29 protein-coding genes and 1 riboswitch are annotated in these 25,134 nt (G+C 41.6%); of the genes, 21 read left to right on the top strand and 8 right to left on the bottom strand.

The window, feature by feature from the left end; genetic code table 11:
• Positions 1–30 precede the first annotated feature (30 nt).
• From CALPO_RS0103115 to CALPO_RS0103105, 3 genes are all read left to right on the top strand, one after another.
• Complete coding sequence (locus tag CALPO_RS0103115; protein WP_169736180.1) at positions 31–801, top strand: cell wall hydrolase; 771 nt, start codon at positions 31–33, stop codon at positions 799–801.
• An 88-nt stretch (positions 802–889) separates the two neighbouring features.
• Positions 890–1,861 carry a Mur ligase family protein gene (locus tag CALPO_RS14120; protein ID WP_169736179.1) on the top strand — a complete coding sequence of 324 codons (972 nt, stop codon included), beginning with the start codon at positions 890–892 and terminating at the stop codon, positions 1,859–1,861.
• Positions 1,862–1,927: 66 nt separating this feature from the next.
• The gene (locus tag CALPO_RS0103105; RefSeq protein ID WP_026486023.1) at positions 1,928–2,584 is read left to right on the top strand and encodes a single-stranded DNA-binding protein; all 657 of its coding nucleotides are present in this window, start codon (positions 1,928–1,930) and stop codon (positions 2,582–2,584) included.
• Positions 2,585–2,636: 52 nt separating this feature from the next.
• Here the strand turns inward: CALPO_RS0103105 and dapD are convergent, their stop codons facing one another.
• Genes dapD through CALPO_RS0103085 form a run of 4 tightly spaced genes read right to left on the bottom strand, consistent with a single transcriptional unit; the run spans position 2,637 to position 6,026 of the window.
• On the bottom strand, positions 2,637–3,356 hold the full coding sequence (gene dapD, locus CALPO_RS0103100; protein WP_026486022.1) for a 2,3,4,5-tetrahydropyridine-2,6-dicarboxylate N-acetyltransferase: 720 nt from the start codon (positions 3,354–3,356) through the stop codon (positions 2,637–2,639).
• Positions 3,357–3,360: 4 nt separating this feature from the next.
• Positions 3,361–4,122 carry a 4-hydroxy-tetrahydrodipicolinate reductase gene (gene dapB / locus CALPO_RS0103095; RefSeq protein ID WP_026486021.1) on the bottom strand — a complete coding sequence of 254 codons (762 nt, stop codon included), beginning with the start codon at positions 4,120–4,122 and terminating at the stop codon, positions 3,361–3,363.
• Between the two features lie 26 nt (positions 4,123–4,148).
• Positions 4,149–5,027: a 4-hydroxy-tetrahydrodipicolinate synthase gene (dapA, locus tag CALPO_RS0103090; RefSeq protein ID WP_026486020.1), complete on the bottom strand. Its 879-nt coding sequence runs from the start codon at positions 5,025–5,027 to the stop codon at positions 4,149–4,151.
• Positions 5,028–5,045: 18 nt separating this feature from the next.
• A complete protein-coding gene (locus tag CALPO_RS0103085; RefSeq protein WP_026486019.1) occupies positions 5,046–6,026 on the bottom strand; it encodes an aspartate-semialdehyde dehydrogenase in 981 nt (326 codons plus the stop codon).
• 78 nt (positions 6,027–6,104) lie between these two features.
• Positions 6,105–6,276: riboswitch (Lysine riboswitch) on the bottom strand.
• A gap of 198 nt (positions 6,277–6,474) precedes the next feature.
• Here CALPO_RS0103085 and CALPO_RS0103080 point away from each other — a divergent pair.
• The 15 genes from CALPO_RS0103080 to CALPO_RS15310 all read left to right on the top strand — a co-directional run bounded on the left by CALPO_RS0103080 (position 6,475) and on the right by CALPO_RS15310 (position 20,029).
• Complete coding sequence (locus tag CALPO_RS0103080; protein WP_026486018.1) at positions 6,475–7,590, top strand: ABC transporter ATP-binding protein; 1,116 nt, start codon at positions 6,475–6,477, stop codon at positions 7,588–7,590.
• A gap of 118 nt (positions 7,591–7,708) precedes the next feature.
• The gene (locus tag CALPO_RS0103075) at positions 7,709–8,770 is read left to right on the top strand and encodes a PucR family transcriptional regulator (RefSeq protein WP_026486017.1); all 1,062 of its coding nucleotides are present in this window, start codon (positions 7,709–7,711) and stop codon (positions 8,768–8,770) included.
• Between the two features lie 14 nt (positions 8,771–8,784).
• Entirely contained in the window at positions 8,785–9,465 is a 681-nt protein-coding gene (gene ftsE / locus CALPO_RS0103070; protein WP_026486016.1) for a cell division ATP-binding protein FtsE, read from the top strand.
• A complete protein-coding gene (gene ftsX, locus CALPO_RS0103065) occupies positions 9,462–10,349 on the top strand; it encodes a permease-like cell division protein FtsX (protein ID WP_026486015.1) in 888 nt (295 codons plus the stop codon). Before ftsE ends, ftsX begins: the two co-directional genes overlap by 4 nt.
• Positions 10,350–10,376: 27 nt before the next feature.
• Positions 10,377–11,543, top strand: coding sequence for a murein hydrolase activator EnvC family protein (locus CALPO_RS0103060; protein ID WP_156940122.1), 1,167 nt, complete (start codon positions 10,377–10,379; stop codon positions 11,541–11,543).
• Between the two features lie 62 nt (positions 11,544–11,605).
• Complete coding sequence (locus CALPO_RS0103055) at positions 11,606–12,814, top strand: S41 family peptidase (RefSeq protein WP_026486013.1); 1,209 nt, start codon at positions 11,606–11,608, stop codon at positions 12,812–12,814.
• A 14-nt stretch (positions 12,815–12,828) separates the two neighbouring features.
• Positions 12,829–14,055, top strand: coding sequence for a PDZ domain-containing protein (locus tag CALPO_RS0103050; protein ID WP_026486012.1), 1,227 nt, complete (start codon positions 12,829–12,831; stop codon positions 14,053–14,055).
• Between the two features lie 34 nt (positions 14,056–14,089).
• The gene (locus CALPO_RS0103045; protein WP_026486011.1) at positions 14,090–14,680 is read left to right on the top strand and encodes a class I SAM-dependent methyltransferase; all 591 of its coding nucleotides are present in this window, start codon (positions 14,090–14,092) and stop codon (positions 14,678–14,680) included.
• Positions 14,681–14,737: 57 nt separating this feature from the next.
• Positions 14,738–15,832 (top strand): GerAB/ArcD/ProY family transporter, encoded by a 1,095-nt coding sequence (locus tag CALPO_RS0103040; RefSeq protein ID WP_026486010.1) that lies wholly within the window; start codon positions 14,738–14,740, stop codon positions 15,830–15,832.
• 98 nt (positions 15,833–15,930) lie between these two features.
• Complete coding sequence (locus tag CALPO_RS0103035) at positions 15,931–16,428, top strand: peroxiredoxin (protein WP_026486009.1); 498 nt, start codon at positions 15,931–15,933, stop codon at positions 16,426–16,428.
• A gap of 138 nt (positions 16,429–16,566) precedes the next feature.
• A complete protein-coding gene (locus tag CALPO_RS0103030; protein WP_026486008.1) occupies positions 16,567–17,154 on the top strand; it encodes a TetR/AcrR family transcriptional regulator in 588 nt (195 codons plus the stop codon).
• A 23-nt stretch (positions 17,155–17,177) separates the two neighbouring features.
• Positions 17,178–18,527 (top strand): radical SAM protein, encoded by a 1,350-nt coding sequence (locus CALPO_RS13135; protein WP_035172059.1) that lies wholly within the window; start codon positions 17,178–17,180, stop codon positions 18,525–18,527.
• A gap of 29 nt (positions 18,528–18,556) precedes the next feature.
• Positions 18,557–19,381: a purine-nucleoside phosphorylase gene (locus tag CALPO_RS0103020; protein WP_035172056.1), complete on the top strand. Its 825-nt coding sequence runs from the start codon at positions 18,557–18,559 to the stop codon at positions 19,379–19,381.
• Positions 19,382–19,406: 25 nt separating this feature from the next.
• Complete coding sequence (locus CALPO_RS15315) at positions 19,407–19,607, top strand: class I SAM-dependent methyltransferase (RefSeq protein WP_281172720.1); 201 nt, start codon at positions 19,407–19,409, stop codon at positions 19,605–19,607.
• A gap of 23 nt (positions 19,608–19,630) precedes the next feature.
• Positions 19,631–20,029 carry a class I SAM-dependent methyltransferase gene (locus CALPO_RS15310; protein WP_281172719.1) on the top strand — a complete coding sequence of 133 codons (399 nt, stop codon included), beginning with the start codon at positions 19,631–19,633 and terminating at the stop codon, positions 20,027–20,029.
• A 12-nt stretch (positions 20,030–20,041) separates the two neighbouring features.
• Here the strand turns inward: CALPO_RS15310 and CALPO_RS0103010 are convergent, their stop codons facing one another.
• From CALPO_RS0103010 to CALPO_RS0103000, 3 genes are read right to left on the bottom strand one after another with little or no spacing between them, the layout of a single operon-like run.
• A complete protein-coding gene (locus CALPO_RS0103010) occupies positions 20,042–20,284 on the bottom strand; it encodes a thioredoxin family protein (RefSeq protein ID WP_026486006.1) in 243 nt (80 codons plus the stop codon).
• A gap of 24 nt (positions 20,285–20,308) precedes the next feature.
• Positions 20,309–21,256, bottom strand: a complete 948-nt coding sequence (locus CALPO_RS0103005) for a permease (protein ID WP_026486005.1) — start codon at positions 21,254–21,256, stop codon at positions 20,309–20,311.
• Positions 21,253–21,564, bottom strand: coding sequence for an ArsR/SmtB family transcription factor (locus CALPO_RS0103000; protein WP_245589876.1), 312 nt, complete (start codon positions 21,562–21,564; stop codon positions 21,253–21,255). Before CALPO_RS0103000 ends, CALPO_RS0103005 begins: the two co-directional genes overlap by 4 nt.
• 63 nt (positions 21,565–21,627) lie before the next feature.
• Here CALPO_RS0103000 and CALPO_RS13125 point away from each other — a divergent pair, with 63 nt between their 5' ends.
• Both CALPO_RS13125 and CALPO_RS0102990 read left to right on the top strand, forming a co-directional pair.
• Positions 21,628–22,068 (top strand): CBO0543 family protein, encoded by a 441-nt coding sequence (locus CALPO_RS13125; RefSeq protein ID WP_156940121.1) that lies wholly within the window; start codon positions 21,628–21,630, stop codon positions 22,066–22,068.
• A gap of 29 nt (positions 22,069–22,097) precedes the next feature.
• The gene (locus CALPO_RS0102990) at positions 22,098–22,790 is read left to right on the top strand and encodes an endonuclease/exonuclease/phosphatase family protein (protein WP_026486003.1); all 693 of its coding nucleotides are present in this window, start codon (positions 22,098–22,100) and stop codon (positions 22,788–22,790) included.
• Here CALPO_RS0102990 and CALPO_RS0102985 read toward each other — a convergent pair.
• Positions 22,754–23,659, bottom strand: coding sequence for a DMT family transporter (locus CALPO_RS0102985; RefSeq protein ID WP_026486002.1), 906 nt, complete (start codon positions 23,657–23,659; stop codon positions 22,754–22,756). The genes CALPO_RS0102990 and CALPO_RS0102985 overlap by 37 nt on opposite strands.
• A gap of 259 nt (positions 23,660–23,918) precedes the next feature.
• Between CALPO_RS0102985 and CALPO_RS0102980 the strand changes: the two genes are divergently transcribed.
• Complete coding sequence (locus CALPO_RS0102980; RefSeq protein WP_026486001.1) at positions 23,919–24,815, top strand: phosphate ABC transporter substrate-binding protein; 897 nt, start codon at positions 23,919–23,921, stop codon at positions 24,813–24,815.
• Positions 24,816–25,134 lie beyond the last annotated feature (319 nt).

Below are 25,134 nucleotides of genomic sequence, written 5' to 3'. Positions count from 1 at the left end.
CGGCAATTTTATTAGAAAGGAATGATGCCGATGATAAGGAACAAAAAAGTAGCATGTATTATCTTGTCTATCGCTGTTTTGATTACATCAATAGCGATGCCGCTGCAAGCGCTTGCTGCATCAAAGGAACACGTGGTGAGTAGCGGCGAATCCCTCTACGATATCGCTAGCTGGTATGGCACCAGCGTGGATGCGATTAAAAGCGAGAATGGCCTGGGGAGCGATTTGATTACGCCTGGCCAGAAACTTTATATACCTGTAAATGGAGACGTTTATACAGTAAGCTATGGAGAGACGTTGTCTGATATCGCATCAAAGTACGGCATTTCAGTTAATGATATAAAGATGGCAAATAATTATTGGAGCGATTATATTGTATCGGGTCAACAGTTGATAATACCAAGGGTTGCGGCAAGTTCAGGTGGAGCTTCAAACCATAATGCAAATTACGCACAGGATAGGTATTTACTGGCGAAGATAATATACGCTGAGGCCCGCGGTGAAAGCTTTGAAGGTCAGGTCGCAATAGGCGCGGTTATATTGAACAGAGTAAAAGATCCAAGGTTTCCTAATACTATAGCAGGAGTTATATTCCAACCTTATGCTTTTACTGCGGTTATGGATGGGCAATTTTACATGGAGCCTGATGAAGAGGCATTTAAAGCGGCCGATGCAGCGCTAAGCGGATGGGATCCCACCGGTGGAGCACTTTATTACTACAATCCAGCTAAGGTTTCTTCGCCGTGGATCTGGTCCAGAGCGATTGTAACTCAAATAGGCAATCATATTTTTGCCAGATAACAGCAGGTTTATCCTGCTGTTTTTTTATACATAAATATCTGTGGCTTTGATTAATATAATAATACCAGCTTTAAAGGAGTTGATGGCTGTGGATTATAGGATAGCTGTAATAGGAGAATTGGGAAAGTCTACAACTTGCGACATGATAAAATCGGCGTGTAGGTCTGAGACTCCTGCGATTAGTGAAATGAATTCTGATGATATCCTGTCAAAGAACGAATTCTACAATAACGACGTGTACCTTTTTCTCAACCCCTATAGTTCTCTTGAAGTAAATGACGGGATAAAACAGTTGATTAAAGGCGTTTCCCACGGCAAAACATTTGTGGTGAATTCAGATGAGAGGCGTATACTTGATGTAATGTCTGAGAACAATATAGTGCCGGTGATTACTTTTGGATTAAACGGCAAGTCCACCATTACAGCTTCTAGTTTATCGTGCACGCGAAAAAATACCAAATTTACTTATTGTCTTCAAAGAAATATTGCGACCCTTGCTGGAAGAGTAGTTGAACCCTTTGAATACCCTTTTGAAGTAAAGGCGGTAGGAGCTTTTCAGGTGTACAATGCCCTTGCCGCAATTACGGCTTTAATCCTCATAGGCAGAAAGGTGAAGGACATCAAAGAGTCGTTGAGATCCTTTGTTGCCAAACACAGCATGGAAGTGGTGTATGATGATAAATTTACGGTAATCGACAACAGGAGTTCGGGTTTAAAGTGTCTTGACAGCGTGTTTGAATCGCTGCAGTTTATTGAGTACAACCGGTTGCTGGTGGTATGCCAGTTATCGGATGATTATGCATCTAATCGTCGGGTTCGCGATTGTGTGTTAAATTGGTTTCACATTTTAAACATGAAAAAAGCTGTATACGTGTTAAATTCTGGGATAGGTAAAAATTTAAAAGATCTAAACAGCGGGGATGAAGTGTATTTTTCAAACTTTGTGGATTCTATTCGCTATGCTGTTGATAATGCCATGGAAAATGACGTTGTTCTTTTGATAGGCGATAGGGTTAAACCGGAAAGAAAAGAGGAGATATTTGCTGCCCTTTACAGTTAATTATCATAATTACTCTGAAAAATAATATATTTATATAGAAAACTTAAGACCGAAGGGGAGAGAGAAATGGCGGGGAATCAATTGTCAAATAACGTTGTCAATCTCGTTGGCAAACTTGTATCAGATCTTGAGTACAATCATGAGCTGTTTGGAGAAGTCTTTTACCGCACCACTATGGAAGTGCCTAGGTTAAGTGAGAGCAAGGATTTATTGCCTTTGACTATATCGGAAAGGCTTATACAAGGTCTGGATATAAAAAGAGGCACGCGGTTACAGGTGGAGGGGCAGCTCAGGTCTTACAACAGAGTAACAGAGGACGGCAAAAGGCATTTGGTGCTTACGGTATTTGTAAGGGATTTAAAAGTGATCGGCGACGACGTGGTAGTTAAAAATCCCAATGAGATTTTCCTTGACGGCTATATCTGCAAGAAACCTGTCTACAGGTCTACGCCTTTTGGTAGAGAAATCACCGACTTGCTGATAGCTGTTAACAGAGCGTATAAAAAATCCGACTATATACCTGTGATAGCCTGGGGAAGAAATGCCAGGTACAGTGAAAAGTTGGAGATCGGGAACAGGATCAGGCTATGGGGTAGGGTTCAAAGCAGGGAATACCAGAAAAAAATTTCTGAAGATGAGGTTGTGACTAAAACCGCGTATGAAGTCTCTATATCAAAAATGGAAAAAGTGGAAGCGGACGAAAAAGCAGCTGAGCAGTTGTAAAAGTATAAGCGCAGGCCTTTAAGCTATTGTGGGCAAGACCTGCGCTTATACTTTATCCCCTTAAATCCTCCAGGAGCTTGGTCTTATCTCTCGTTTTATCGTCCACGCTCTTTACGATTTTGGCTGGTACTCCTGCCACCACCATGCCTGCCGGCACGTCTTCTATGACTACTGAACCTGCGGCTACCACTGCCTTTTCCCCTATGTGGACGCCCTCTAGCACCACTGCGTTGGCTCCGATTAGAACCCCATCTTCTATTACAACAGGAGTGCTGCTGGGGGGCTCAAGAACGCCGGCTACAACGCTTCCGGCACCTACGTGCACGTTTTTGCCTATTTTAGCTCTGGCACCTATGACGGCGTTCATGTCTATCATGGAGTTTTCTCCGATTTCAGCGCCTATGTTGATCACTGCGCCCATCATTATCACAGCGTTCTTGCCGATTTTCACCATGTCCCTGATAATAGCACCAGGTTCTATTCTGGCTTCAAGGCTTTTTATGTCCAAAAGGGGTATAGCTGAGTTTCTCCTGTCATTTTCTATGACGTAGTCCTTTACTATGTCTTTGTACTTTTCCAGGTATTCCTTGATTACGTCGTATTCTCCAAACAAAACCCAGAAAGAACCGTATCCGAAGCCTTTAAAATTTAAAAAGGTGTTTTTGTCGAGATTACCTTCGACGTAGACTTTTACAGGCGTGGATTTTTTGGCGTTTTTTATATATCGAGCGATTTGATAAGGATCATTTAAGAATTCTTCTTGTGTACTCATAATTTCATCCTTTCTCTAATAGGTCTTTCATGGAGTATAATCCCGGCTGTTTCCCTATAATAAACTCAGCGGCTTTTAATGCTCCTTGTGCAAATATCGCTCTAGACTGAGCTATATGTTTTATTTCCAAAATCTCATCCGGACCGGCGAATATCACTTCATGCTCTCCTACTATGGTACCTCCCCTTATGGCGTGAATGCCCAATTCACTTTTTTCCCTTTTGCCGCTTTGAGGACTTCTGCCATAAGTGAAGTGCAGTGTGTTGGAGAGGGCCTGGTTGATGGCGTTGGCAATCATAAAGGCGGTGCCGCTGGGAGCATCCAGCTTTTGGTTGTGGTGTTTTTCCACGATCTCTATGTCGCTGCTTTTATAGAGTACCTGGGCTGCTTGCACTACCAGTTTAATTAGCAGGTTTATCCCTAAGGACATATTTGCTGACATGAATATGGGTATGTAGTTTGATTTCTCAATGACGACGTGGTGCTCTGCTTCATTTAACCCCGTAGTGGCGATGACCACAGGTATTTTCATGTGAGTTGCGTCTTCCAGGAGATCGGGTATCGCCGTGTGGTGGGAAAAGTCGATGACCACATCAGCCTTTTCTTTTACTTCTATTAGCCTGGAGTAGATAGGAAAGTCCTCCCTTGAGGCCGAGGCCAATTTATCTACCCCTGCCACCACTTCAAATCCACCGTTGTTCCGAGCGGCGCTGACCACGTTTTTGCCCATTTTTCTGTTGCATCCGTGCACTATAAGCCTTATCATGTTTTATTCACCTTTCTAGCCTCTTTTTACAGCAAGCCGTACTTTTTCAGCGTTTCTTTTAACAACTCTTTGTGCTTATCCTCCATATCCACTAGCGGCAGCCTGAGCTTGCCTACCTCCATGCCCATCATGTTCATAGCTGTTTTGATAGGTATGGGGTTTGTTTCGATGAACAGGACGTTGTTTAGAGGATTGAGTTCCAGCTGTATATCTCTGGCGCCTTTTACGTCCCCGTTTAGGTATTTGTAGACCATTTCGTGGACTTTATCGGGGAGTATATTGGCTGTTACGGATATAACCCCTACCCCACCTAGGGAAAGGATGGGGACGACCTGGTCATCGTTGCCAGAGTATATATCCAGATTGTCTCCGCACAACCTGGCGATTTCTGCTACTTGGCTGATATTACCACTGGCTTCTTTTACGCCTTTTATGTTGGGGTGCTTTGATAGCACACTTAAGGTTTCAGGGGTTATATTCATGCCGGTTCTAGAAGGCACGTTGTATATAATAATAGGTATGTTTACGCTGTCGGCTATAGCCGTAAAATGGGAAATAAGGCCCTTTTGAGTGGTTTTGTTGTAGTAGGGCGTTATGCATAAAAGGGCGTCAGCGCCTACACTTTCGGCGTATTTGCTTAATTCGATGGAATGAGCCGTGTCGTTAGAACCCGTTCCTGCTATAACCGGTATTCTGCCCGCTATTTTATCTACCGTGTACTTGATCGCGCCCTTTCGCTCTTCGTCAGTCATGGTGGAGGATTCGCCGGTAGTGCCGCATATGATAATAGCGTCGGTGTGGTTTTTTACGTGCCACTCCAGCAATTCGCCTAGCTTTTGATAGTTGACGCCATCGTCGGTAAAAGGCGTGACTATGGCGACGCCAGACCCTTTAAATATAGACATTGTCTCACTCCTTTCCGCTTATAAAAGCAACTCGGCTATCTGAACCGCATTGGTCGCAGCGCCTTTCCTTATGTTATCAGCTACCACCCAGAGATTTAAGCCGTTTTCTACGGTGTCATCCCTTCTTATCCTGCCCACGTAAACTTCATTATGGCCGGAGGCAATGGTAGCTAATGGGTATACATTTTCAAACGGTTTATCCATAACGATGACCCCTGGGGCTTTGGATAGGATGTCAAAGACCTGAGAGAGCTCAAAGGGTTTTTCGAATTCTACGTTGACCGACTCGCTGTGGCTGTTTTCCACGGGGACCCTTACTGTAGTCGCTGTTACCTTAATGCTGGGATCGCCCATGATCTTCTTGGTCTCATTGACCATCTTCATTTCCTCTTTGGTGTAGCCGTTGTCCAAGAAGACGTCGATATGAGGCAAGCAATTGTTGGCTATAGGATGTGGGTAAAACTGGGGCATCTCTCCCTGCAATGTGCGCTTGAGGTCGTCTATACCTTTTTTACCCGAACCGGAAACGGCCTGGTAAGTAGAGACCACTATTCTTTTTATCTTAAACGCGTCGTGTAGAGGCTTTAGAGCTACCACCATCTGGATTGTAGAGCAGTTGGGGTTTGCGATTATCCCTTTGTGCCAGCCTATGTCTTGAGGGTTGACTTCAGGTACCACTAATGGCACGTTATCGTCCATTCTCCACGCGCTGCTGTTGTCTACCACTACTACTCCTTTTGACGCTGCTATAGGTGCAAACTTTTTGCTTACTGTTGCACCCGCCGAGAATAACGCTATGTCAATAGGGCGATCAAAGGAATTCTCTGTAAGTTCTTCAACGGTATATTCGGCGCCTCTAAAGCTTATTTTTGTGCCTGCTGATTTGTGAGATGCAAAGAGATACAGGTTATCGATGGGAAAATCTCTTTCTTCCAGGACCTTTAGAAAGGTCCTTCCTACCAGTCCGGTGGCGCCTACTATGGCTATATTTTTCTTCATTAAAAATACCTCCTAGAAAATAGTTATAAAAAAATCTAGTTATGGAAATAACTAGCTGGTTATAGGCATTACGGCTATAAACCAGATAGCTCTCCATCATTGCTGATGACAGTCAGCATGTTTTTCACATACTGACCAGGTAACCGGCACGGAGAATACCGGCCCTTCGGCGCTGTTTCCTTTTCTGTGGTTCACAGACCTCTCCAGTCTCCCGCACAGTACTCATAAACAGCGCGCCTCTATCTGTGCTCTTTCCTATATAATATTTTATTTTAATATAGCAGAGATGACACCTCAAGTCAAATGTTAATTGTGACATGTTCATGCTGAACAAAAAGTAACGTAAAACTATGTTTATTATATATAATACAAATTTCCGACAATTTATATTATAATATAGTTGTAACGTTTGCTTGCGTTAACATACTAACGATTGGAGGAAGGAACAATGGCAGAAGTTGTGTTAAAGAATGTTTCCAAGATCTATCAAGGCGGAGTAAAGGCCGTTGACAACTTTAACCTGGATATAAAAGACAAGGAATTTGTAGTCTTGGTAGGTCCCTCTGGTTGTGGAAAGTCCACCACGTTGAGGATGGTGGCAGGTCTTGAAGAGATCACAGAGGGAGAATTGTACATCGGTGACAGGCTGGTCAACGATGTTCCGCCTAAAGACAGGGATATAGCGATGGTTTTCCAGAACTACGCCTTGTATCCTCATATGACGGTATACGACAATATGGCGTTTGGACTTAAACTGAGGAAGATGCCCAGAGCGGAGATTGACAAGAGGGTTAGAGAAGCTGCTAAGATACTGGACATTGAACACCTTTTGGATAGAAAACCCAAGGCTTTGTCCGGTGGTCAGAGGCAGAGGGTAGCTTTAGGCCGTGCTATTGTACGTGAGCCTAAGGTCTTCTTGATGGACGAGCCTTTATCAAACCTGGACGCAAAATTGAGGGTGCAGATGAGGACGGAAATCAGCAAGCTTCATGAGAGGTTGCAGACCACATTTATATACGTTACCCACGATCAGACAGAGGCTATGACCATGGGCGACAGAATCGTCGTTATGAAAGACGGTGTCATACAGCAGGTAGATACACCGCAGACCATATACGATTATCCTGCAAATATATTCGTAGCAGGGTTTATTGGAAGTCCTCAAATGAACTTTATCGATGCCAGGTTGGTGGAGAAAAACGGTGAGATTTACGCGGAGTTTAAAGGATTTTCACTGAAGCTCCCCGATGGCAAGGTCAAGAAGCTGGTCAGTAGCTCTTATGTAGGAAAAGAGGTTGTGCTGGGAATAAGGCCTGAGGACATCCACGACGAAGAAGTATTTATAAGCGCAAATCCTGGCGCTACTGTTGAGGCTAAAGTTGAGGTAGTAGAGCTTTTGGGTGCAGAAACATTCCTTTACATGGACTTAAAAGGCCAGCAGGTCATAGCTAGGGTCAATCCTAGGAGCAAAGCAAAAGAAGGAGATATATTAAAGGTAGCTTTCGATATGAATAAGGTGCACTTATTTGATAAAGAAACTGAAAAGACTATTTTAAACAGATAATGAATTAAAGAAGGATTTTAATTTAGAAAGCAGAAATAATTATATAGAGATTATTTCTGCTTTTTTCTTTGCTGAAAACCATGATATAGTATAATATATTGTACAGGGGTTGATTTCTTTGGATATATATAAAAGTATATACGAAAAGGTAATGGATATTGTGGGATTGCCTTTTAACATCTATGATGCTGAAGGAAAATGTATCGTCGGCAGCAATGAGGGCAGTTCTATACCTGTGGTGAACTACGAGGATTTTATCCAGTCTGATAATTTCTTTGTGATAAATAACTGGATATATAAAAGCGTTAAGGCAAATGGGAAGTTTTTGTGCTGTATCGCGATGAAGGGGACGACGCCTGAAGTACAAAAATACATGGGTTTGATCGAGCAGATGATACTGGGATTTGAGAAAACAGAGCTGAACAGGGTGAGCTTTTTCCGCAGTATTATAGAAGGTCGTAACGTCAATATAGAAAAAATGGCGGAGAAATTCAATGAGGTTATTGTTAAAGACAGGATGGTTATGATTGTCAAAATGAGTTCGTCATTTGAAGACGTTCGGGAAATGCTTAAAAACATGTTTCCCGATGAGACGTCAGAGGTACTCATTGATATTGACACAGACAAAGTACTTCTTGTAAAATCAAGAGATGACAGCGAGGACGACATAAAAAAGATAGCCATGTCTATCCTAGACACCTTGGTGACAGAGCTGTACGAAAAGGTCAAAATAGCTATAGGTGGTATTAGCAAAAGCCTGTACGACCTCAGAAAGATATACAAACGAGCCGAGACCGCTATGGTTCTGGGAGAGATTTTTGAGGATAAAAATAAGGTATTTGACTATGACCAGTTGGGCTTGAAGCGCCTTATAAGTCAGATACCTATAGAGATTGAGCGAGCTTATCTTAACGAGATATTTAAGGACAAAAACGAGTTTTTAGAAGACAAAGAACTTTATCATACTGTGTTGAAATTTTTTGAGTCCAATCTTAATATAAGCGAGGCTTCAAGGAATCTTTACATTCACAGAAATACTCTGGTATATCGCCTGGATAAAATACAGAGGCTGTTAGGACTGGATTTGAGGGATTTTGATGATGCTGTTATTTTGAAGATTGCCCTAATGTTTGATGAGTACATCAAGTACGTAGAAAAATACGCTCTTACAGACGGATAAGGAGTTGTTTTGTAATGATAGAGTTAATTGGCGTTTCAAAGGTATTCCCTAATGGAGTCATTGCGCTTTCCAACATAAACTTGCGTATAGACAAAGGGGAATTTGTGTTTGTAGTAGGATCCAGCGGAGCGGGGAAATCTACGCTTATAAAGCTTTTGTTGAGGGAAGAACAACCTTCTACAGGGCAGATAGTAATAAACGGCGTAGATATAACACGTTTAAAGAGATCCAGAATACCCTATCATCGCAGAAACATAGGAGTGGTATTTCAGGATTTTAGGCTTTTGCCAAACAAAACGGTATACGAGAACATCGAGTTCGCCATGATGGTAGCGGAAAACCCCGCAAAAGATGTAAAAAAGCACATTTACTCTGTGCTGGATATGGTAGGGCTTGCTAATAAAGCCGACAGTTACCCGTACCAGCTGTCAGGAGGAGAACAACAGCGCGTAGCACTGGCCAGGGCAATGGTCAATAAACCCCTTATACTCATAGCCGATGAGCCAACAGGTAATCTGGATCCAGACAATTCATGGGGGATAATGCAGATAATAAATGACGTGAACAGGATGGGAACCACTGTGCTCATAGTAACCCATGCTAAGGAGATTGTAGACAGGATGAGAAAAAGGGTTATTACGCTGGTCAAAGGCAATATAGTAAAAGACCAGATAAGAGGAGCGTATGACATATGAAGCTAAAAAAGATCAGGTACTTTATCACCGAGGGGTTTATAAACATGTGGAGAAACAGGGCTATGGCTGTGGCAGCTGTCACTGCTGTGGTGGTGTCCTTGATAGTTTTAGGGGTATTTACGGTTATAGTGATGAACGTAGATCACATCGCTACGCAGGTGGAGTCAGAGCTGGTTTTAAGAGCTTATATAAACGACAGCGTCAAAGCGCAGGAAATTGATACGCTTAAAGATCAAATAGACAGGATAAAAGGCGTAAAAAGCATAAGTTATGAATCCAGGCAGGCGGCTTTGGAAAATTATAAAAAGCAGTTAGGGAAAAACGCGTACCTGCTTAACGGATTGGAAAAGGACAATCCCTTCCCACGGTCTTTCATAATAGAGGTGACCACACCCAATGACATTAAACCGGTAGCTTCTGCGGTATCTGCGATTAAGGGGATAAGCGAGGTCAATTACGGTAGAGAAGTGGTGGACAAGCTCCTTAAAATAACCCGCGTCGTGAGGCTAATAGGTATAGCGCTCATAGGGATAATGGCCTTTGTCGCTATTATCATCATATCCAACACCATCAAACTGGCGGTTTACGCCCGCAGGAGAGAGATAAACATAATGAAGTATATCGGAGCGACTGATTGGTTTATAAGGTGGCCTTTTGTTATCGAGGGGTTTTTACTGGGCCTGTTAGGTTCTGTTCTGGCTATTGTCATTGTAGGCTACGGTTATTATTACTTTACATCAAGGTTAAACGGCCAGCTGGTGGTTTTTTCGCTTATACCTTATAATCAGCTGTTGCCGGGCATGGCCAAGTTATTTGTGATATTAGGTTGTGCAATCGGCGGGCTAGGCAGCGGTTTATCTGTGAGAAGGTTCTTAAAAGTGTAATTTGTCGCTTTAAGGGGGTATGGCGCATTGCGTCGTTTTTTGAAATCGCGGCTGAATGTATATGCTGCGCTAATGGTGGCTTTGTCAATGGTATTTTACAGTTTTTCAGTGGGTTACGCTGATAACCTACAACAAAAAAAGAACCAGTTAAAGAGCGTGCAAAAAAGTATTGAGGAGAAAAAAAGGCAGCTAGAAGGCGTTCAGCAACAAAAACAAGATTTACAAAATCAGCTGGTCGTTATACAGAAAAATCTGGTGCAATCGCGGGAGCAGCTGGATAAAACTCAAAAACAGCTGGCAAGTCTGGAAAAGAACATAAAGGTCACCACATGGGAGTTAGAACGAGCTCAAAAAAAATTAAATGACGAGGAGAACATATTCAAAAAGCGCCTTGTTGCCATGTATAAAAGCGGGCCGATAGGTTATCTGGGTGTATTACTGGATTCAAACAGTTTTTTGGATTTTTTGTCGCGTTATGAGGTGGTAAAACGCGTTATAAACTACGATAGAAATCTCATAAAAGATATAAGCAGGCAAAAGGAGCTTATAGTTCAGAAGAAAAACAAACTTGTAGCACAAAGAAGTAGTTTGGTGAGCACTAGAAACGCCATAGAGCGCAGAAAAAGGGAAATAGAGATACAGCTGGCATCTAGATCAAGCGTATTGAGGCAGTTGAATATTCAGGAACAAAACTATAAGTCACAGATAGAAGATCTCACTAACGAATCTCAACAGCTTACTTCAATTATAAAGAAGCTACAGGAAGAAGCTGCACGAAGCAATAACGCTGTTAAATTTACGGGAGGGAAATTGGCGTGGCCTGTTCCTGGAATGTATAATATAACTGATCCTTTTGGCCTCAGATTTCACCCTATTTTAAAAGTGAACAGAATGCATACAGGTATAGATATTGCTACATCTTATGGTAGTACAGTAGTTGCTGCAGCTAGTGGTAAGGTTATATATGCAGGTTGGTTTGGAGGGTACGGCAATGCTGTAATCATAGACCACGGTAACGGCATAAGCACATTGTACGGCCACAATGCTTCTTTGCTGGTAAAGGAAGGGGATATGGTAACTAAAGGTCAGGCTATTGCCAAGAGTGGAAGCACAGGATTGTCTACAGGTCCCCACATGCATTTTGAAGTGAGAAAAGATGGCGTTCCGGTTAACCCAATGGATTGGTTGAAGTAGTAAAGTATCAATGTATTGCATAAATTATTAAAGTAGTTTAACATTTGAATGGAGTTGATCAAATGTCTAGATGCAGAAAGTCAATAGGCGCCATATTTTTGGTGCTGGTTACCGCTTTGGTTACTTTTCTTGTAACTGATTATTTTTCCATCGTGCTGCCGGGAGGTAAAGTTATCGTATCGCGGAGGGAATTTGCCCAGTACCAGCAAGCGGCTAAATTGCTGGCTATTAAAGATATATTGACCCAGCGCTACGTGGACAAGGTCAATCCACAGGTACTGATGGATGGCGCCTATAAAGGAATGGCATCGTCTCTCAATGACCCGTATACCGTCTATATGACTCCCGATGAATATAAATCTTTTATGGAACAAACCGTAGGGTCTTACGCTGGCATAGGAATTGTGGTTAGCGCAGACAAAGATGGAAATCTCGTAGTGGTGTCTCCCATTGATAAGGATACGCCTGGGGCTAAAGCGGGTCTGAAAACCAATGACAAGATACTTGAGGTCAATGGACACAAAGTAAGCGGAAAAGACATGGACAAAGCTGTTTCTCTTATGAAAGGGCCTGCTGGTACATATGTGAATATAACAGTGCTGAAAGTCGGCGAGACCAAGCCTGTTACTATAAGGATAAAGCGCGAGGTCATAACGTTAAAGACGGTCAGTGGGGAGATGATGGAGAACAAAATTGGTTATATCAGAATATCTATGTTTGACGAGCATACATATGATCAGTTTAAAAGCGAGCTGGATAAGCTGAATAATGAAGGTATGAAGGCGCTGATTTTAGACCTAAGGGATAATCCCGGTGGTCTTTTGGAGATAAGCGCTAAAGTAGCTGATACTTTACTGCCCAAAGGCATAATAGTTTACACTGAGGACAGATACGGCAAAAAGGAATACACCTATTCGGATGCTAAATACCTGGGTAAACCCCTTGCAGTGCTGGTCAACGGGGGTAGCGCCAGTGCATCTGAAATACTTACAGGGGCCATAAAAGACCACAAAGTGGGTACGGTTATAGGCACCAAGACGTTTGGAAAGGGCATTGTCCAGACTATGGCAGAATTCAACGATGGTTCTGCTTTAAAGTACACGGTGTCAAAGTATTATACGCCTGATGGCTATAATATACAGGGAAAGGGAATAATGCCTGATATTGTGGTACAATTGCCTGCAGGGTATAATTCTATAACCGTTCCAAAGGACAAAGACACGCAGCTTAAAAAGGCCATAGAGGTATTGAGCTCTAGAATTAAGGGTTAAAGTGTGGTGAAAAAATGTTTATTCAGTTGTTTTCCATGGTTTTTAAAGGCGTTTTATTAGGTGTTTTTCAGCCATTTTTTTGGCTGGTTTTTATTTTTATGTTTTTCCAGTACAGAAGATCTACGCAGGTACAGGAAGAGCTTTACGGTAAGGCGCTGTACCCCTTTAGGGATCAGGTGGTAGATGCGCTACTTTTCAGTTTTTTGAGCGGTTTTATAGGCAGCTTTATAATGGTCTTGCTGGGGGTAACCATTGAAGGTTCAGGAATAGAGTACGTATGGCTGCTGGCGCTTTTGTTCATGCTTGTACACCCCAGGTATATCTGTTTTTCTTACGCTGGTGGTCTTTTATCCCTTTTTTCACTCATAACAGGGTATCCCCACGTGGATGTGGCAGGACTTATGGCGCTGGTGGGAATACTTCACCTTATGGAGAGCCTTCTCATATGGCTGGACGGATATAAAAGCCGCGTGCCTATTTTTACGGCCAGAGATGGGGGGACTGTAGTAGGAGGATTTAGCTTACAGAGATTCTGGCCTATACCTTTTGTCATCCTGGCAGTATCTGCGGGAGGAACTGTTCAAGGGGCAACCAGTATTCCTATGCCTGATTGGTGGCCTGTCATAAAGCCTGCAATAGGCGTTCACGCCAGTTATATGATGGTGCCTGCCGTGGCTGCGTTGGGTTACGGAGATATATCCCTTACTCAGACTCCTGAGGTGCACACAAAAGGTTCTGCTTTCAGGCTTATGGCTTTTAGTGTTATTTTGACTACCCTTGCGGTATTGGCGGCGAGTTATCACCCATTAAAGTGGATTGCAGCGGTATTCGCGCCTGTAGCCCATGAATATCTGATTTATTACGGGCAAAAGATAGAAAAAGAAGGGAAGCCGGCCTTTGCGCCTGCTATGGGTGGAGTAAAGGTGCTGGATGTTTTTCCTGATTCGCCGGCTAAAGCTATGGGATTGAAATCGGGGGATACCATATTAAAGATAAACAATGAGCCTGTGCGCAGCGACGAAGATATCGTCAATATATTGGGGAAGTATCTCACGTTTATATGGATGGAAGTAAAGGATTTGGATGGCAATATAAGGACGGTAGAATATTCGGATTTCAGGAATGGGATTGACAGCCTTGGCATAATATTTGTGCCGTCAAATCCCTTGATGAGCTTTTCTATTGAGGAGATGCACGGTCTTTTAAAGAGGTTGTTTAAGCGCTTTTTTAATAAACGGTGAACGCGAATTGTATGGCTTAGAAAGGAGAAGCATCATGGAGCACTACTTTTCAGAAAATCCATCAACAGCTCATGAGTTGCGAAAATTTGAATACGAAGTAAAAGGCCACAAGATTTTTTTTACCACAGATAAAGGGGTATTTTCCAGGCTAAATGTGGACAAAGGCTCAGACCTCTTGATAAGGTCTATCCCTGAAGGCATTGGCGGCTGTATGTTGGATATGGGCTGTGGATACGGCGCTATAGGGCTTTCGCTGGCTAAGGTAAATCCATCCCTTTGTGTGACCATGGTAGATATAAACCAGCGTGCTTTAGATTTGGCGCGGCAAAACGCAAAGACAAATGGAGTAGATAATGTGGTTATATATAAAAGCGACGGATTTTCCAATGTAAAAGGAACCTTTGACTATATTGTTACAAATCCTCCGATACGGGCTGGCAAAGATAAAGTTTACACTATTTTTGAACAAAGCAGGGATTATTTGAGAAAAGGAGGTATGTTTTTTGTGGTTATACAAAAAAGACAAGGAGGCCCGTCGGCTGTGGAGAAATTGATGAGCATTTACGGTAACTGCGAAAAGATCGCTAAGAGCGGGGGCTACTGGGTTTTGCAGTCAGTTAAATGAGAGCATATGTATAAAGCACCTGTGGTATTGATACACTAAGCTCAGGTGAATTGATTTATGGATGAACAGAGGATTTACCCTTATCAGCTTTTCAGCCTTATATTTGTGTTTGAATTAGGCAGTGCTGTATTGTTCGCATTGGGAATTCAGGCAAAGCAAGATATATGGATTGTTGTTATCTTTTCGTATTTAGGGTCAGTGATTATGGCCTTTATATACACGCGGTTATATTATAAATACAAGTGTGATTTAGTAGAGTATTTAATAAAAATATGGGGTAGGTATGTGGGTAGCGTTATTTCAACTGTGTATATAATATACTTTTTTATCCTGGCGGCAATAGTAACGAGGAATTTTTTGGAGCTATTGAAAACAGCTATCCTAAAGAATACCCCTTCATCAATAATTGTTCTAATGGGTGTTGGGCTAATTGCGTATGCTATAGCTTTAGGAATTGAATGTGTGGTCCGTGTTTCTGTTGTATACGTTCCGATAATAGCGATAATTCTCATCGTGCAGTATTTACTATTTTTTTATTCTGGACTCGTGGATTTTTCCAGCATTTTGCCTGTGCTAGAAAATGGAATAATCGTTCCCTTAAAAGTGGCTTATAGGATAACGCTGGGATTTCCTTTTACTGAAATCATAGCCTTTACCACTATATACCCGATGCTGGCAAAACCTAAAAAGGCATTTAAGATGACGTTTTTGGCCTTAACAGCGGCATCTGTGGTGATATCTTTAAATGACATTTTCATAGTATCAATACTTGGGGTAAATGAAACAGCCAGGGCAAGTTTCCCGCTGTACGTGGTTGTGACGATGATTAAATTGGGCCTTTTAGAAAATTTGGATGCCATCGCCGTTATTATACTAGTGCTAAATGGCTTTTTTAAGGTTTACGTTTTTTACTATGCGGGTGTTGAAAGCCTCAAGAAATTGTTTAAATTTGAGGACTGTAAGTTCTTGCTCGTGCCTATCAGCGTTTTTATCGTTGCTTTTGCTCTATTCTATGGGCGGAATTACACTGAGCACATTGAATTAGGGCTTCGCCTTGTAATACCGTATGTACAATTGCCTTTGCAGGTTTTTATACCTATTGTGACATTTATTGCTTCATGGTTTAGAAGTCCAAGCATATATGGAAAATAATTATTTACAAATAATAATCTTATGATATAATATATTTAGAACGATTCTTACATAAAGATTATTCTATTTTATAATCTCAATTAAGGAGTGATTTGTAAATGTCAATGGTAGGCAAACAGGTTCCTGATATGAGGCTGCCTAGCACGAAAGGGGACATATCCCTGGCTGATTTTAAGGGCAAATGGGTTGTGTTGTTTTTCTATCCCTTGGATTTTTCGCCTGTTTGTGCTAGTGAGTTGCCGGTTTTTAACGCTAAAAAAGGGGAGTTTGACAATCTCAACGCCGTTTTAATAGGAGCCAATACCGATAGTGTTTTTTCCCATAACGCGTGGATTGAACAACTGGGCGGAATTGATTTTCCCCTTATATCGGATTATAACAAGGAATTAGTGAGGAAATTTGATATATTAATAGAAGATATGGGAATTGCTTTGAGGGCCGCATTTATCATAGATCCAGAGGGCAAGATACGTTATGAGGTAGTTCATGAGCCTTTGATAGGGAGGAATGTGGACGAAATACTCCGCGTACTTCAAGCACTTCAGACCGGTGGAGCCTGCCCTGCTGGTTGGAAACCTGGAGATAAGACTTTATGATGAAGAAAAACGCGTAAAAAGGGGTAATGGGATTTACCCCTTTTTTTATCATATAACGTTCAATATATTGACAATATGGAAGTTTGTGGTACAATTTAATCAGAACGGACGTCCGATATATTTGAAAGGGATGATACCGTGGATGCTCAGGGGAAAAATACACAATCTCAAAGGATATTAAATGCAGCTTATGAATGCCTTTCTAAAAGAGGATATGCTAATGTATCTTTGAGAGAAATCGCTGATAAAGCCGGTGTTGTCTTAAGCCAGTTAAACTACTATTACGGCAACAAAGAGGGTCTTTTTGTAGAAGTAATAAAATTTGTGACAAAGAAATACATTGTAGAAGTAGAAGATTACCTTAAAAAAGGAGAAACGGCAAAGGATAAGCTAGCTTCACTGATAACTTTCTTTAAAGGAATGTTAAAAGACAACGTAGGATTTCTCAGATTATGGTATGACTTTACAGATCTGGCGCTGTGGTCTCCCTCCTTTAGCGGTTTACTTCGAAATTTTTTTAGGGACTTATCAGATATGATAGAAGAATTTGTCCTGAAAAAAAGTCGTGCGAAAGCAAACGACTACGGCTATTCTCCTAAACATCTGGCCAGATTGGTTTTAGGTGCTATCTTCGGTACGGTAGTGCAAGCTGTTCTGGACCAGGATGAAGAAAACTTACCTGAGGCGTTGAACACAGTAGGTATACTGCTGGAAGGGCATGAATAAGATAGGGGAAGGGGTTTGGTAGAATGGATGGGCTGTTAAAAGAGACAGCTTATAAGGCCATAGGTAATTTTGTAATAAGGTATCTTAAAAAGGACCCTGACAACAACGTGGATAAACTAGTCAGGGTTCTTAAAAAAATCGCTCTAAACGATGAGTCAAAAAGAGATATAGAAAGCATAAGAAAAGCTTTTCTAGAAGACGATAATATCAGGAACTATATAACTAGGATTTTAAAGGGGTGCAACGATGCGTATTTAAGTGGGTTTGTAGTCAATCTGCTTATAAGGTCTACGCTAATAGGCGTACCAAGGCGAAAAGCTATAAGCGAAAAGATCGGTGCCAACGTCCCTTCGACCATTTTAATAGATCCTACTGAAATATGCAATTTAAGGTGCAAGGGCTGCTGGGCGGGTAAATATGAAGTCAACACCATGCCTTTTGAGTTATTTGACAGGATTTTAAACGAAGCGGAAGAATTGGGTATCAACTTTATAGTTCTGTCAGGGGGAGAGCCCACCGCATACCCGTATTTATTTGATATAGCCTCAAAGCACAAAAATACAGCTTTTATGATGTATACCAATGGAACCCTCATAGATGATAAGATGGTAAAGAAATTCCTGGCGACAGGCAATATATCTCCGGCTATAAGCCTGGAGGGCTGGGAAAAAGACACAGATGAACGCAGGGGGAAAGGGGTATTTCAAAGGGTAATGAGGGCTATGGATCTGTTAAAGGCTAATGGCATACCTTTTGGATACAGCATAACGGTTACTTCTAAAAATTATAGGGAATTGTTCAGTGACGAGTTCGTGCAATTTATGATAGATAAAGGGGCTTTGTACGGTTGGTCATTTCACTACATACCTGTGGGAAGGCAGCCTGATTACTCAGCTATGGTTACGCCTGAACAGAGGGGATGGTTGGCGGAAAGGGTGCTTGAGATCAGGAGTAAATACCCCATAATGCTATTTGATTTCTGGAACGACGGTGAGCTGACCAATGGCTGTATCGCTGGAGGAAGGCAGTACTTTCACATCACCGCCAATGCCAATGTGGAACCCTGTGCCTTTGCTCATGTGTACTGTGGCAATCTTAAGGATAAATCGCTTAAGGAAATTCTGGGCAATAAAGTTTTCAAGGCATACCAGAAATACCAGCCTATTTCAAAAAACTTCCTGCGCCCCTGTCCCATAATTGATAGACCTGAGGTGCTAAGGGCGATTGTGGAGGAGACGGGTGCAACTCCCAGTTATGAAGGAGCGGATAATATATTGAAAGGCGAAGGGGCAGTTTTTCTCGATGAGCTGTCGCAGCGGTGGCAGCACGTATCTGAAGGCATATACAATAACAGGTTAAAGCGCGCAAATTGATATAATTCGTTATAGAGGAGGCATAATTTTTGATAATACAGTACGTGAAAGCAGCTGAGTATATTAAGGCAAAATTTGGGAAAGATCCTAAAATCGGTGTCATCCTTGGAAGCGGACTTGACGTATGGGGTGAGGCCGATGGAGTAAGGTGTATCCATTACAGTGAAATACCATATTTTCCTGTGCCTACTGTGGAAGGCCATGCTGGCAAATTGGGTATGTTAGAAGTAGAAGGTATTCCTGTGTTGATAATGAGGGGTAGATTTCATTATTACGAAGGTTATAACCTTAAAGAGGTGACATTTCCTATAAGGGTTATGAAGCTGCTGGGGGTAGAAGTGCTTATTGTAACCAATGCCTCCGGCGGCATAAATCCTTTGTTTAAGCCAGGAGACCTTATGCTTATACAAGACCACATAAATTTCATGGGGAATAATCCCCTTATAGGGCAAAACAACGGCGCATTCGGGCCACGATTTCCTGACATGACCGAGGCCTACGACAAAGAGTTGCTTCAAATCGCTGAGAGGGCTGCGGCTGATTTAGACATAAACATTAAAAAAGGCGTTTATATCGCTGTGACAGGGCCGTGCTATGAAACTCCGGCTGAGATAAGAGCTTTTGAGAGGTTGGGGGCGGATGCGGTAGGCATGTCTACTGTCCCTGAAGTTATAGCGGCCAGACACTGCGGTATAAAAGTTTTAGGGATTTCTTGCATTGCAAATCTTGCAGCAGGAAAAGCAAAAGGAACGCTATCTCACCAGGAAGTGGTTGAGGGTTCTAGAAAATCCATGGGTGATTTCAGGCGCCTTTTGATAGAGGTTGTCAAAAGAATAGCTCAAAAATTTATATAATACATGTGGTAAGTAGGAGGTTGTTATGAGCGATAATACTGAGATAATAAAAAAGAGGTACGATAGAGCGGCAAGATACTATGATGTATTGGAAGGTTTTATGGAAAAGCGATGGATAGCGTCTTGGAGAAAGGAACTGTTCAGCCACGTAAAAGGTTTCAAAATTCTGGAAGTGGGCGTAGGTACAGGAAAGAACATCCCATACTACCCCGAAGGATGTGATTAGTAGCTATAGATTTTAGCCCTAGGATGCTTGATAGAGCGAAGATCAAAGCTGAGCAGCTAAATAAAAAGGTGAGTCTCGAGCTTATGGATGTGCAGCATCTGAATTTTCCTGATGAGTCCTTTGATGCGGTTATAACCACTTGCGTATTTTGCTCTGTTCCTGATCCATTAAAAGGCTTAATGGAGATCCGCCGGGTGTTAAAACGCGGTGGTGAACTGATAATGCTGGAACACGTTAGAAGTAATGTAAAGGTTTTGGGAAGGGTTATGGATATGCTTAATCCTCTGGTTGTAGGCCTGTACGGTGCTAATATAAATAGAAATACGGTTGAAAACGTAAAAAAAGCGGGATTTGATGTATACTATGAAAAAAACCTTGCGTTGGATATAGTGAAATTGATAAAAGCGAGGCCGATTAAATGATGAAGTGAGGCATTATTGTACTGCTGCTTTTATGAGATTAAGTATTTCGCTTTTTGATGGAACCCTTCCTGATACTAATACCTTTTCATTGACAACCAGTGCTGGTGTGCTCATGACGCCATATTTGAGTATCTCCTGGATGTCCTTAACCTCTGTTATATCTGCGCTTATATTAAGTTCGTGTATAGCCTCTCTTGTTAACCTTTCCAGTGCTTTGCAGTTGGCACATCCGCCACCCAGTATTTTGATTTCCATTTTAACCATCCTTTCTGTGAAATTTTAGATAATAATATTGAATAGATAGCCTGTAAACATAATGGCAATACCTACAATTCCTATAAATATTCCTATGAGTTTGGGTTTGATGACCTTCCTCAGTATAATCATCTCAGGGACTGATAATGCCGTTATTGACATCATGAATGATAGTGCAGTGCCAATGCTGACGCCTTTTTCAGTTAAGGCTTGCACGATGGGTATAGTTCCCGCTGCATTGGAATACAGCGGAATCCCTATAATAGTGGCTATAGGTACAGCCAGAAGGTTGTCTTTACCAGCGATTTTGCCCATAAAGTCTACAGGGGCATAACCGTGTATAAATGCTCCGAATCCTACTCCCAGTATTATAAATAGCCATACTCTTTTTACAATGTCCTTCATGCTGTTGAAGGCAAAGTCATGCCTTGCTCTTAAATTCATGGAAGTCACGGCAGTTTCACCAACATGTATATTATAGACGTAGTCTTCTACCAGATGCTCTAAATGCAGCTTTCCTATAATCAAGCCGCTGATAATGGCGATAATGAGTCCTGATAAAATGTATATAACAGCTATTTTAAAACCGAATAAAGCGAAAAGCATTGTTGCGGCTACCTCATTTATCACAGGGGATGCCACGAGAAACGAAAAAGTTACCCCCAAGGGCACACCTGCTTCTATAAATCCTATAAATAACGGTACTGCAGAACATGAGCAAAAGGGTGTAAAGATGCCCAGCAGCGCTGCCAGTGTGTTGCCTATGTATTCATGTTTCCTGCTCAGTATTTTTTTCACCTTTTCAGGGGGTAGAAAACTTCTTATAAAAGAAATAGTATATATTAAAACCGCAAGGAGCACAAAAATTTTTATGGTATCGTATATGAAGAAATTTAAGGCGTTGCCTGCTCTGGTTTGGGGGGCTATATTCATGAGGTTGTATACGATATAATCTGCCAATGATTGTATCATATTTTATTTCTCCTTTTTCTAAGTTCTTTTTGCGTTGTTTCCAGTTGCATTTCCAGTATTTCATCGGTTGTATCTATGAGGTCATATATCTTTGGGTTTAGCACATAGTACATCACAAAGGTTCCCTCACGCCTGGACGCTACGATACCCTGGTTTTTCAATACGTTTAAATGCTGAGATACATTAGACTGCTCCAGACTCAATTCCTCTATGATATTGCATACGCATTTTTCGCCATTTTTAAGAAGGTCGAGAATTTTGATGCGGGTAGGATGAGCTAGAGCTTTATAAAATACAAAAGTCAACAAGATAATGAACTTTTGGATAAAATAATATCAGGTTTATTTTTACTTAGAAGGGTAGGTTTGTTTATGCCGTATATTTTGTTAAGTTTAATAACCGTAGTTTTGGTTATTCTTCTGGTAGATAAAAAGAGAATTAAAGTATTTTTACCAGGATATTTGCTTGCCACAGAGATCGGTTTTGCTCTGGACGTGTTATTTTCTGTAGCTGCAGAATATTATAAATATACAGACCATCTTCTCAACAATGGGTGGTGTATTTTATTGATGGAGGTTATCATAGGGCCTCTGATAGGTGTTATTTATATGAATTACCTGGATAAATTCAGAAAATGGACGTATTTATATATGGCTGTCTGGGCAGGGGTATTATTGGGTATAGAGATCCTCTTTGTACTAACAGGGGAATTGACGTTTTACAGGTGGAACTTTATTTATTCTGTATTGGTATATATGATTACGCTGTTTCTTCTGCGAAAGGTTTATACCTGGTATAATACCAGCGGATAGTGGCTAAAGCGGTGGGTAGAGGTGTTTATATGAAGCTAAATGTAATGACGTATAATATCCACGGCGGTAGAGATAGATCAGGAAGGATAAACCTTGATGATGTAGCTGATGTTATACGGCAGTCAGGAGCCCAAGTGATCGGCCTTCAGGAAGTCGATTCATTGACAGTCCGGTCACACATGATTGATGAGATTAGGTACCTGTCCAAGAAATTGGGCATGTATTACGCATATGGGCCTAATATAAGGCTGGGTATTGGTTTTTTCGGCAATGGAATTTTAAGCGCTTTCCCTATAGAGATGAGCAAAAATTACCATTTGCCCTCACAGGGCGAAAGAAGGGGGTTATTGCTTTCCCGTATAGTTTTTTACAGTAACTCACTATGGTTTTTGACAACCCATCTGGGGCTAAAAGCCAATGAGCGCATAAGACAGGCCGAAGAAATATTGAAGGTAGTAGAGGGATTGAGTGGTCCTGTGATACTTACGGGGGATTTTAATGAGACGCCTGGTTGTGGAGCTCATAGCTGTCTTAAACAGCTGCTGTTGGATGCCTCTGAGGTCGTATCATCTGATTATTACTCTTTTGCCATGCATGAGAGTCACGGTGTAAAGATCGACTACATCATGCACACAGAAGAGGTGGTACCTCAGTACGTTGGGGTCATTGAGGCTGATTGCTCTGATCATCTGCCTGTTATATCATCGGTGATGATCTCGTAGCGTTTTTTATCTGCGCGTTGAACGATTACGATACCTACCAGGATTACCAGCGTTCCAATAACTAACTGTATGGATATTTTTTCTGAGAGAAATAACCATGCCAGCAGGCTGGCCAGTATGGGCTTTACAAAGAATACCATGGATCCAGCTCCCGCGTTCATATATGTAAGTCCTACGAAGTAGGTGTAATAGGCTATACCTGTTACAAAAAACGTAAGATAAGCCATCGGCAACAGCGCCTTATGCGGCATGTAAAATATAGGATAGTGCTTTATTAAAAGTACCGGCAGCAAAAGCAAGCTTCCTATTATAAATGAAAGGGAATTCATTATCATGCTGTCGGTTTTTTGAGAGAATTTTTTGCCCATGGATGTATAAATTCCGTAAGTTATGGCGGAGAGTATCAACATGGCGATGCCATAGGTGTAGGATTTTCCCAGGTTTAGGTCCCTATAAAAGACGATGATAATCCCTATGATTCCTATGATAAGCCCCAGTATCTTTTCAAAGTTTAGATTTTCTTTTAGAATAAAGTAAGCTGAAATCATCACGAAGAGGGGATTGGAGCTAAATATTACAGCTGCAAGGCTAGCTTTTGTGGTATTTATGCCTATCTGCAAAAAAGACATGCTAAGGACCACATTTACCACGCCTATGAGGGATACATAGAGCACATCTTTTACAGTTAATTTTATTTTCTTATCTTTTATGTGATTTATAGCCATAGGCAGAAGTATCAACCCGCCTATCAAAAACCTTATAAAATTCAGCTGATAGGGGTTCACAAGACCTGAAAGCACTCTTCCTACTACTTCGTAGGAGCTAAAGAGCATTACTGTAATCGCTAGATAGATAAGACCTTTGTTCATTGCTGATCCCTTCCTGTAATTTTATTTTGCATTTCTGAGGCGATATACAAATTTATTATATATCACTTACAAGAATTTTTCCATTCGTTAGTCTAAAGCGGTTGAGTAATCGTAGACATGGTATGTTGAAACTGGTGTTGAAAATACACTTAACGTAAATTTAATATAAAATTTACTTTGATTTTATATTCTTATAACATTGAGTTAACAATAAACTTGTATCATTTACCTGTGAATAAATTTTGCGGAGGTGTTTTGCATGAAAGCGAGCAAAAAACTACTTGCGACATTGGCAATCCTGTTGGCAGTTATTTTTGTGTTTGCAGGGTGTAAAAGCCAGGGCAATTCGACGAGCGATGGCAGACAAGGAGGTTCTGGTTCCAGTTCTAGCAATATCTCTGGTACATTGACGATAGCTGGCTCTACGGCATTGCAACCGCTGGTGGAGCAAGCAGCTAACCAGTTTATGAGCAAGTATCCCAGCGTCCAGATAACTGTTCAGGGAGGAGGAAGCGGTAGCGGTCTTTCTATGGTAGCAGATGGCAGTATCAACATTGGAGACTCTGATATATTTGCTGAAGAAAAGTTGGATGCCGCTACCGCGAAGCAGCTGGTTGACCATAAAGTGGCCGTGGTAGGCTTTGCGACCATAGTGAATCCTAAGGTTACGGTGGACAACCTCACGAAGCAACAGCTTATAGACATATTTACAGGTAAGATAAAAAACTGGAAAGATGTAGGAGGACCTGATCAAAAAATCACCGTTATAAACAGGCCTGCTAGCTCAGGGACCAGAGCTACGTTCAAAAAATACGCCCTTGACGGTAAAGAAGAGACACAAGGTCTTGCATTGACAGAGGATTCATCAGGTGCTGTGAGAAAAGCTGTAGCGGATACAGCGGGTGCCATAAGCTATCTAGCGCTTTCTTACGTGGATAATTCTGTTAAAGCCTTAAAGATCGGCGGCGTAGCGCCTACTGTGGAAAATATAACGTCAGGTAAATACCCCATATGGTCATATGAGCATATGTATACAAAGGGTGAACCCACAGGTGCTGCAAAGGCATTTCTGGACTATATGATAAGCGATGAAGTTGCTCCATTGATAAAGCAATTAGGTTATATCCCCATTTCTGACATGAAAGTATCGCGATGATTTTAAAGAAGAATTTCGGAGTTGCTACTAACGTTGAAAGCGAATTCAGGTTGACAAAACCAAATTGCATAAAAAATTACAATATGGTATACTAAGAGTAGCAGCTCTATTATTTACATATTTTGAAAACTACTGCAGTGAAAGGGGGAAATACCGTGAAGAAGTTGTTATTGGTAAAGGTCCTCCTGGTGCTGGCGGCCCTGGCACTGGCGGGCGGCGCAAATTTCTATTGGGGTTGATTTCTTATGACACACCTCCTTATTCCAATAAGGAGGTGTGTTTACGTTTTAGGAAAAGCATAGCTTTTAATTTTATTGTG

It is taken from the genome of Caldanaerobius polysaccharolyticus DSM 13641 (assembly GCF_000427425.1).
GTDB lineage: Bacteria > Bacillota > Thermoanaerobacteria > Thermoanaerobacterales > Caldanaerobiaceae > Caldanaerobius > Caldanaerobius polysaccharolyticus.
The sequence above is the reverse complement of the archived record's forward strand: the minus strand, read 5'-3'. Positions and strand labels throughout refer to the sequence as shown.

Coding starts and splice junctions, on each gene's coding strand:
- CALPO_RS0103085 (WP_026486019.1), bottom strand. CDS start 6,026: ATGAAGAAAAATATAGCCATAGTAGGCGCCACCGGACTGGTAGGAAGG.
- CALPO_RS0102985 (WP_026486002.1), bottom strand. CDS start 23,659: ATGAACAAAGGTCTTATCTATCTAGCGATTACAGTAATGCTCTTTAGC.
- CALPO_RS0103010 (WP_026486006.1), bottom strand. CDS start 20,284: ATGGAAATCAAAATACTGGGTGGCGGATGTGCCAACTGCAAAGCACTG.
- dapA (WP_026486020.1), bottom strand. CDS start 5,027: ATGTCTATATTTAAAGGGTCTGGCGTCGCCATAGTCACGCCTTTTACC.
- CALPO_RS0103115 (WP_169736180.1), top strand. CDS start 31: ATGATAAGGAACAAAAAAGTAGCATGTATTATCTTGTCTATCGCTGTT.
- CALPO_RS13125 (WP_156940121.1), top strand. CDS start 21,628: ATGCCGTATATTTTGTTAAGTTTAATAACCGTAGTTTTGGTTATTCTT.
- ftsE (WP_026486016.1), top strand. CDS start 8,785: ATGATAGAGTTAATTGGCGTTTCAAAGGTATTCCCTAATGGAGTCATT.
- CALPO_RS0103035 (WP_026486009.1), top strand. CDS start 15,931: ATGTCAATGGTAGGCAAACAGGTTCCTGATATGAGGCTGCCTAGCACG.
- CALPO_RS0103055 (WP_026486013.1), top strand. CDS start 11,606: ATGTCTAGATGCAGAAAGTCAATAGGCGCCATATTTTTGGTGCTGGTT.
- CALPO_RS0102980 (WP_026486001.1), top strand. CDS start 23,919: ATGAAAGCGAGCAAAAAACTACTTGCGACATTGGCAATCCTGTTGGCA.
- CALPO_RS0102990 (WP_026486003.1), top strand. CDS start 22,098: ATGAAGCTAAATGTAATGACGTATAATATCCACGGCGGTAGAGATAGA.
- CALPO_RS0103040 (WP_026486010.1), top strand. CDS start 14,738: ATGGATGAACAGAGGATTTACCCTTATCAGCTTTTCAGCCTTATATTT.
- CALPO_RS0103045 (WP_026486011.1), top strand. CDS start 14,090: ATGGAGCACTACTTTTCAGAAAATCCATCAACAGCTCATGAGTTGCGA.
- CALPO_RS0103080 (WP_026486018.1), top strand. CDS start 6,475: ATGGCAGAAGTTGTGTTAAAGAATGTTTCCAAGATCTATCAAGGCGGA.
- CALPO_RS0103050 (WP_026486012.1), top strand. CDS start 12,829: ATGTTTATTCAGTTGTTTTCCATGGTTTTTAAAGGCGTTTTATTAGGT.
- ftsX (WP_026486015.1), top strand. CDS start 9,462: ATGAAGCTAAAAAAGATCAGGTACTTTATCACCGAGGGGTTTATAAAC.
- CALPO_RS0103005 (WP_026486005.1), bottom strand. CDS start 21,256: ATGATACAATCATTGGCAGATTATATCGTATACAACCTCATGAATATA.
- CALPO_RS15310 (WP_281172719.1), top strand. CDS start 19,631: ATGCTTGATAGAGCGAAGATCAAAGCTGAGCAGCTAAATAAAAAGGTG.
- dapB (WP_026486021.1), bottom strand. CDS start 4,122: ATGATAAGGCTTATAGTGCACGGATGCAACAGAAAAATGGGCAAAAAC.
- dapD (WP_026486022.1), bottom strand. CDS start 3,356: ATGAGTACACAAGAAGAATTCTTAAATGATCCTTATCAAATCGCTCGA.
- CALPO_RS15315 (WP_281172720.1), top strand. CDS start 19,407: ATGAGCGATAATACTGAGATAATAAAAAAGAGGTACGATAGAGCGGCA.
- CALPO_RS0103105 (WP_026486023.1), top strand. CDS start 1,928: ATGGCGGGGAATCAATTGTCAAATAACGTTGTCAATCTCGTTGGCAAA.
- CALPO_RS13135 (WP_035172059.1), top strand. CDS start 17,178: ATGGATGGGCTGTTAAAAGAGACAGCTTATAAGGCCATAGGTAATTTT.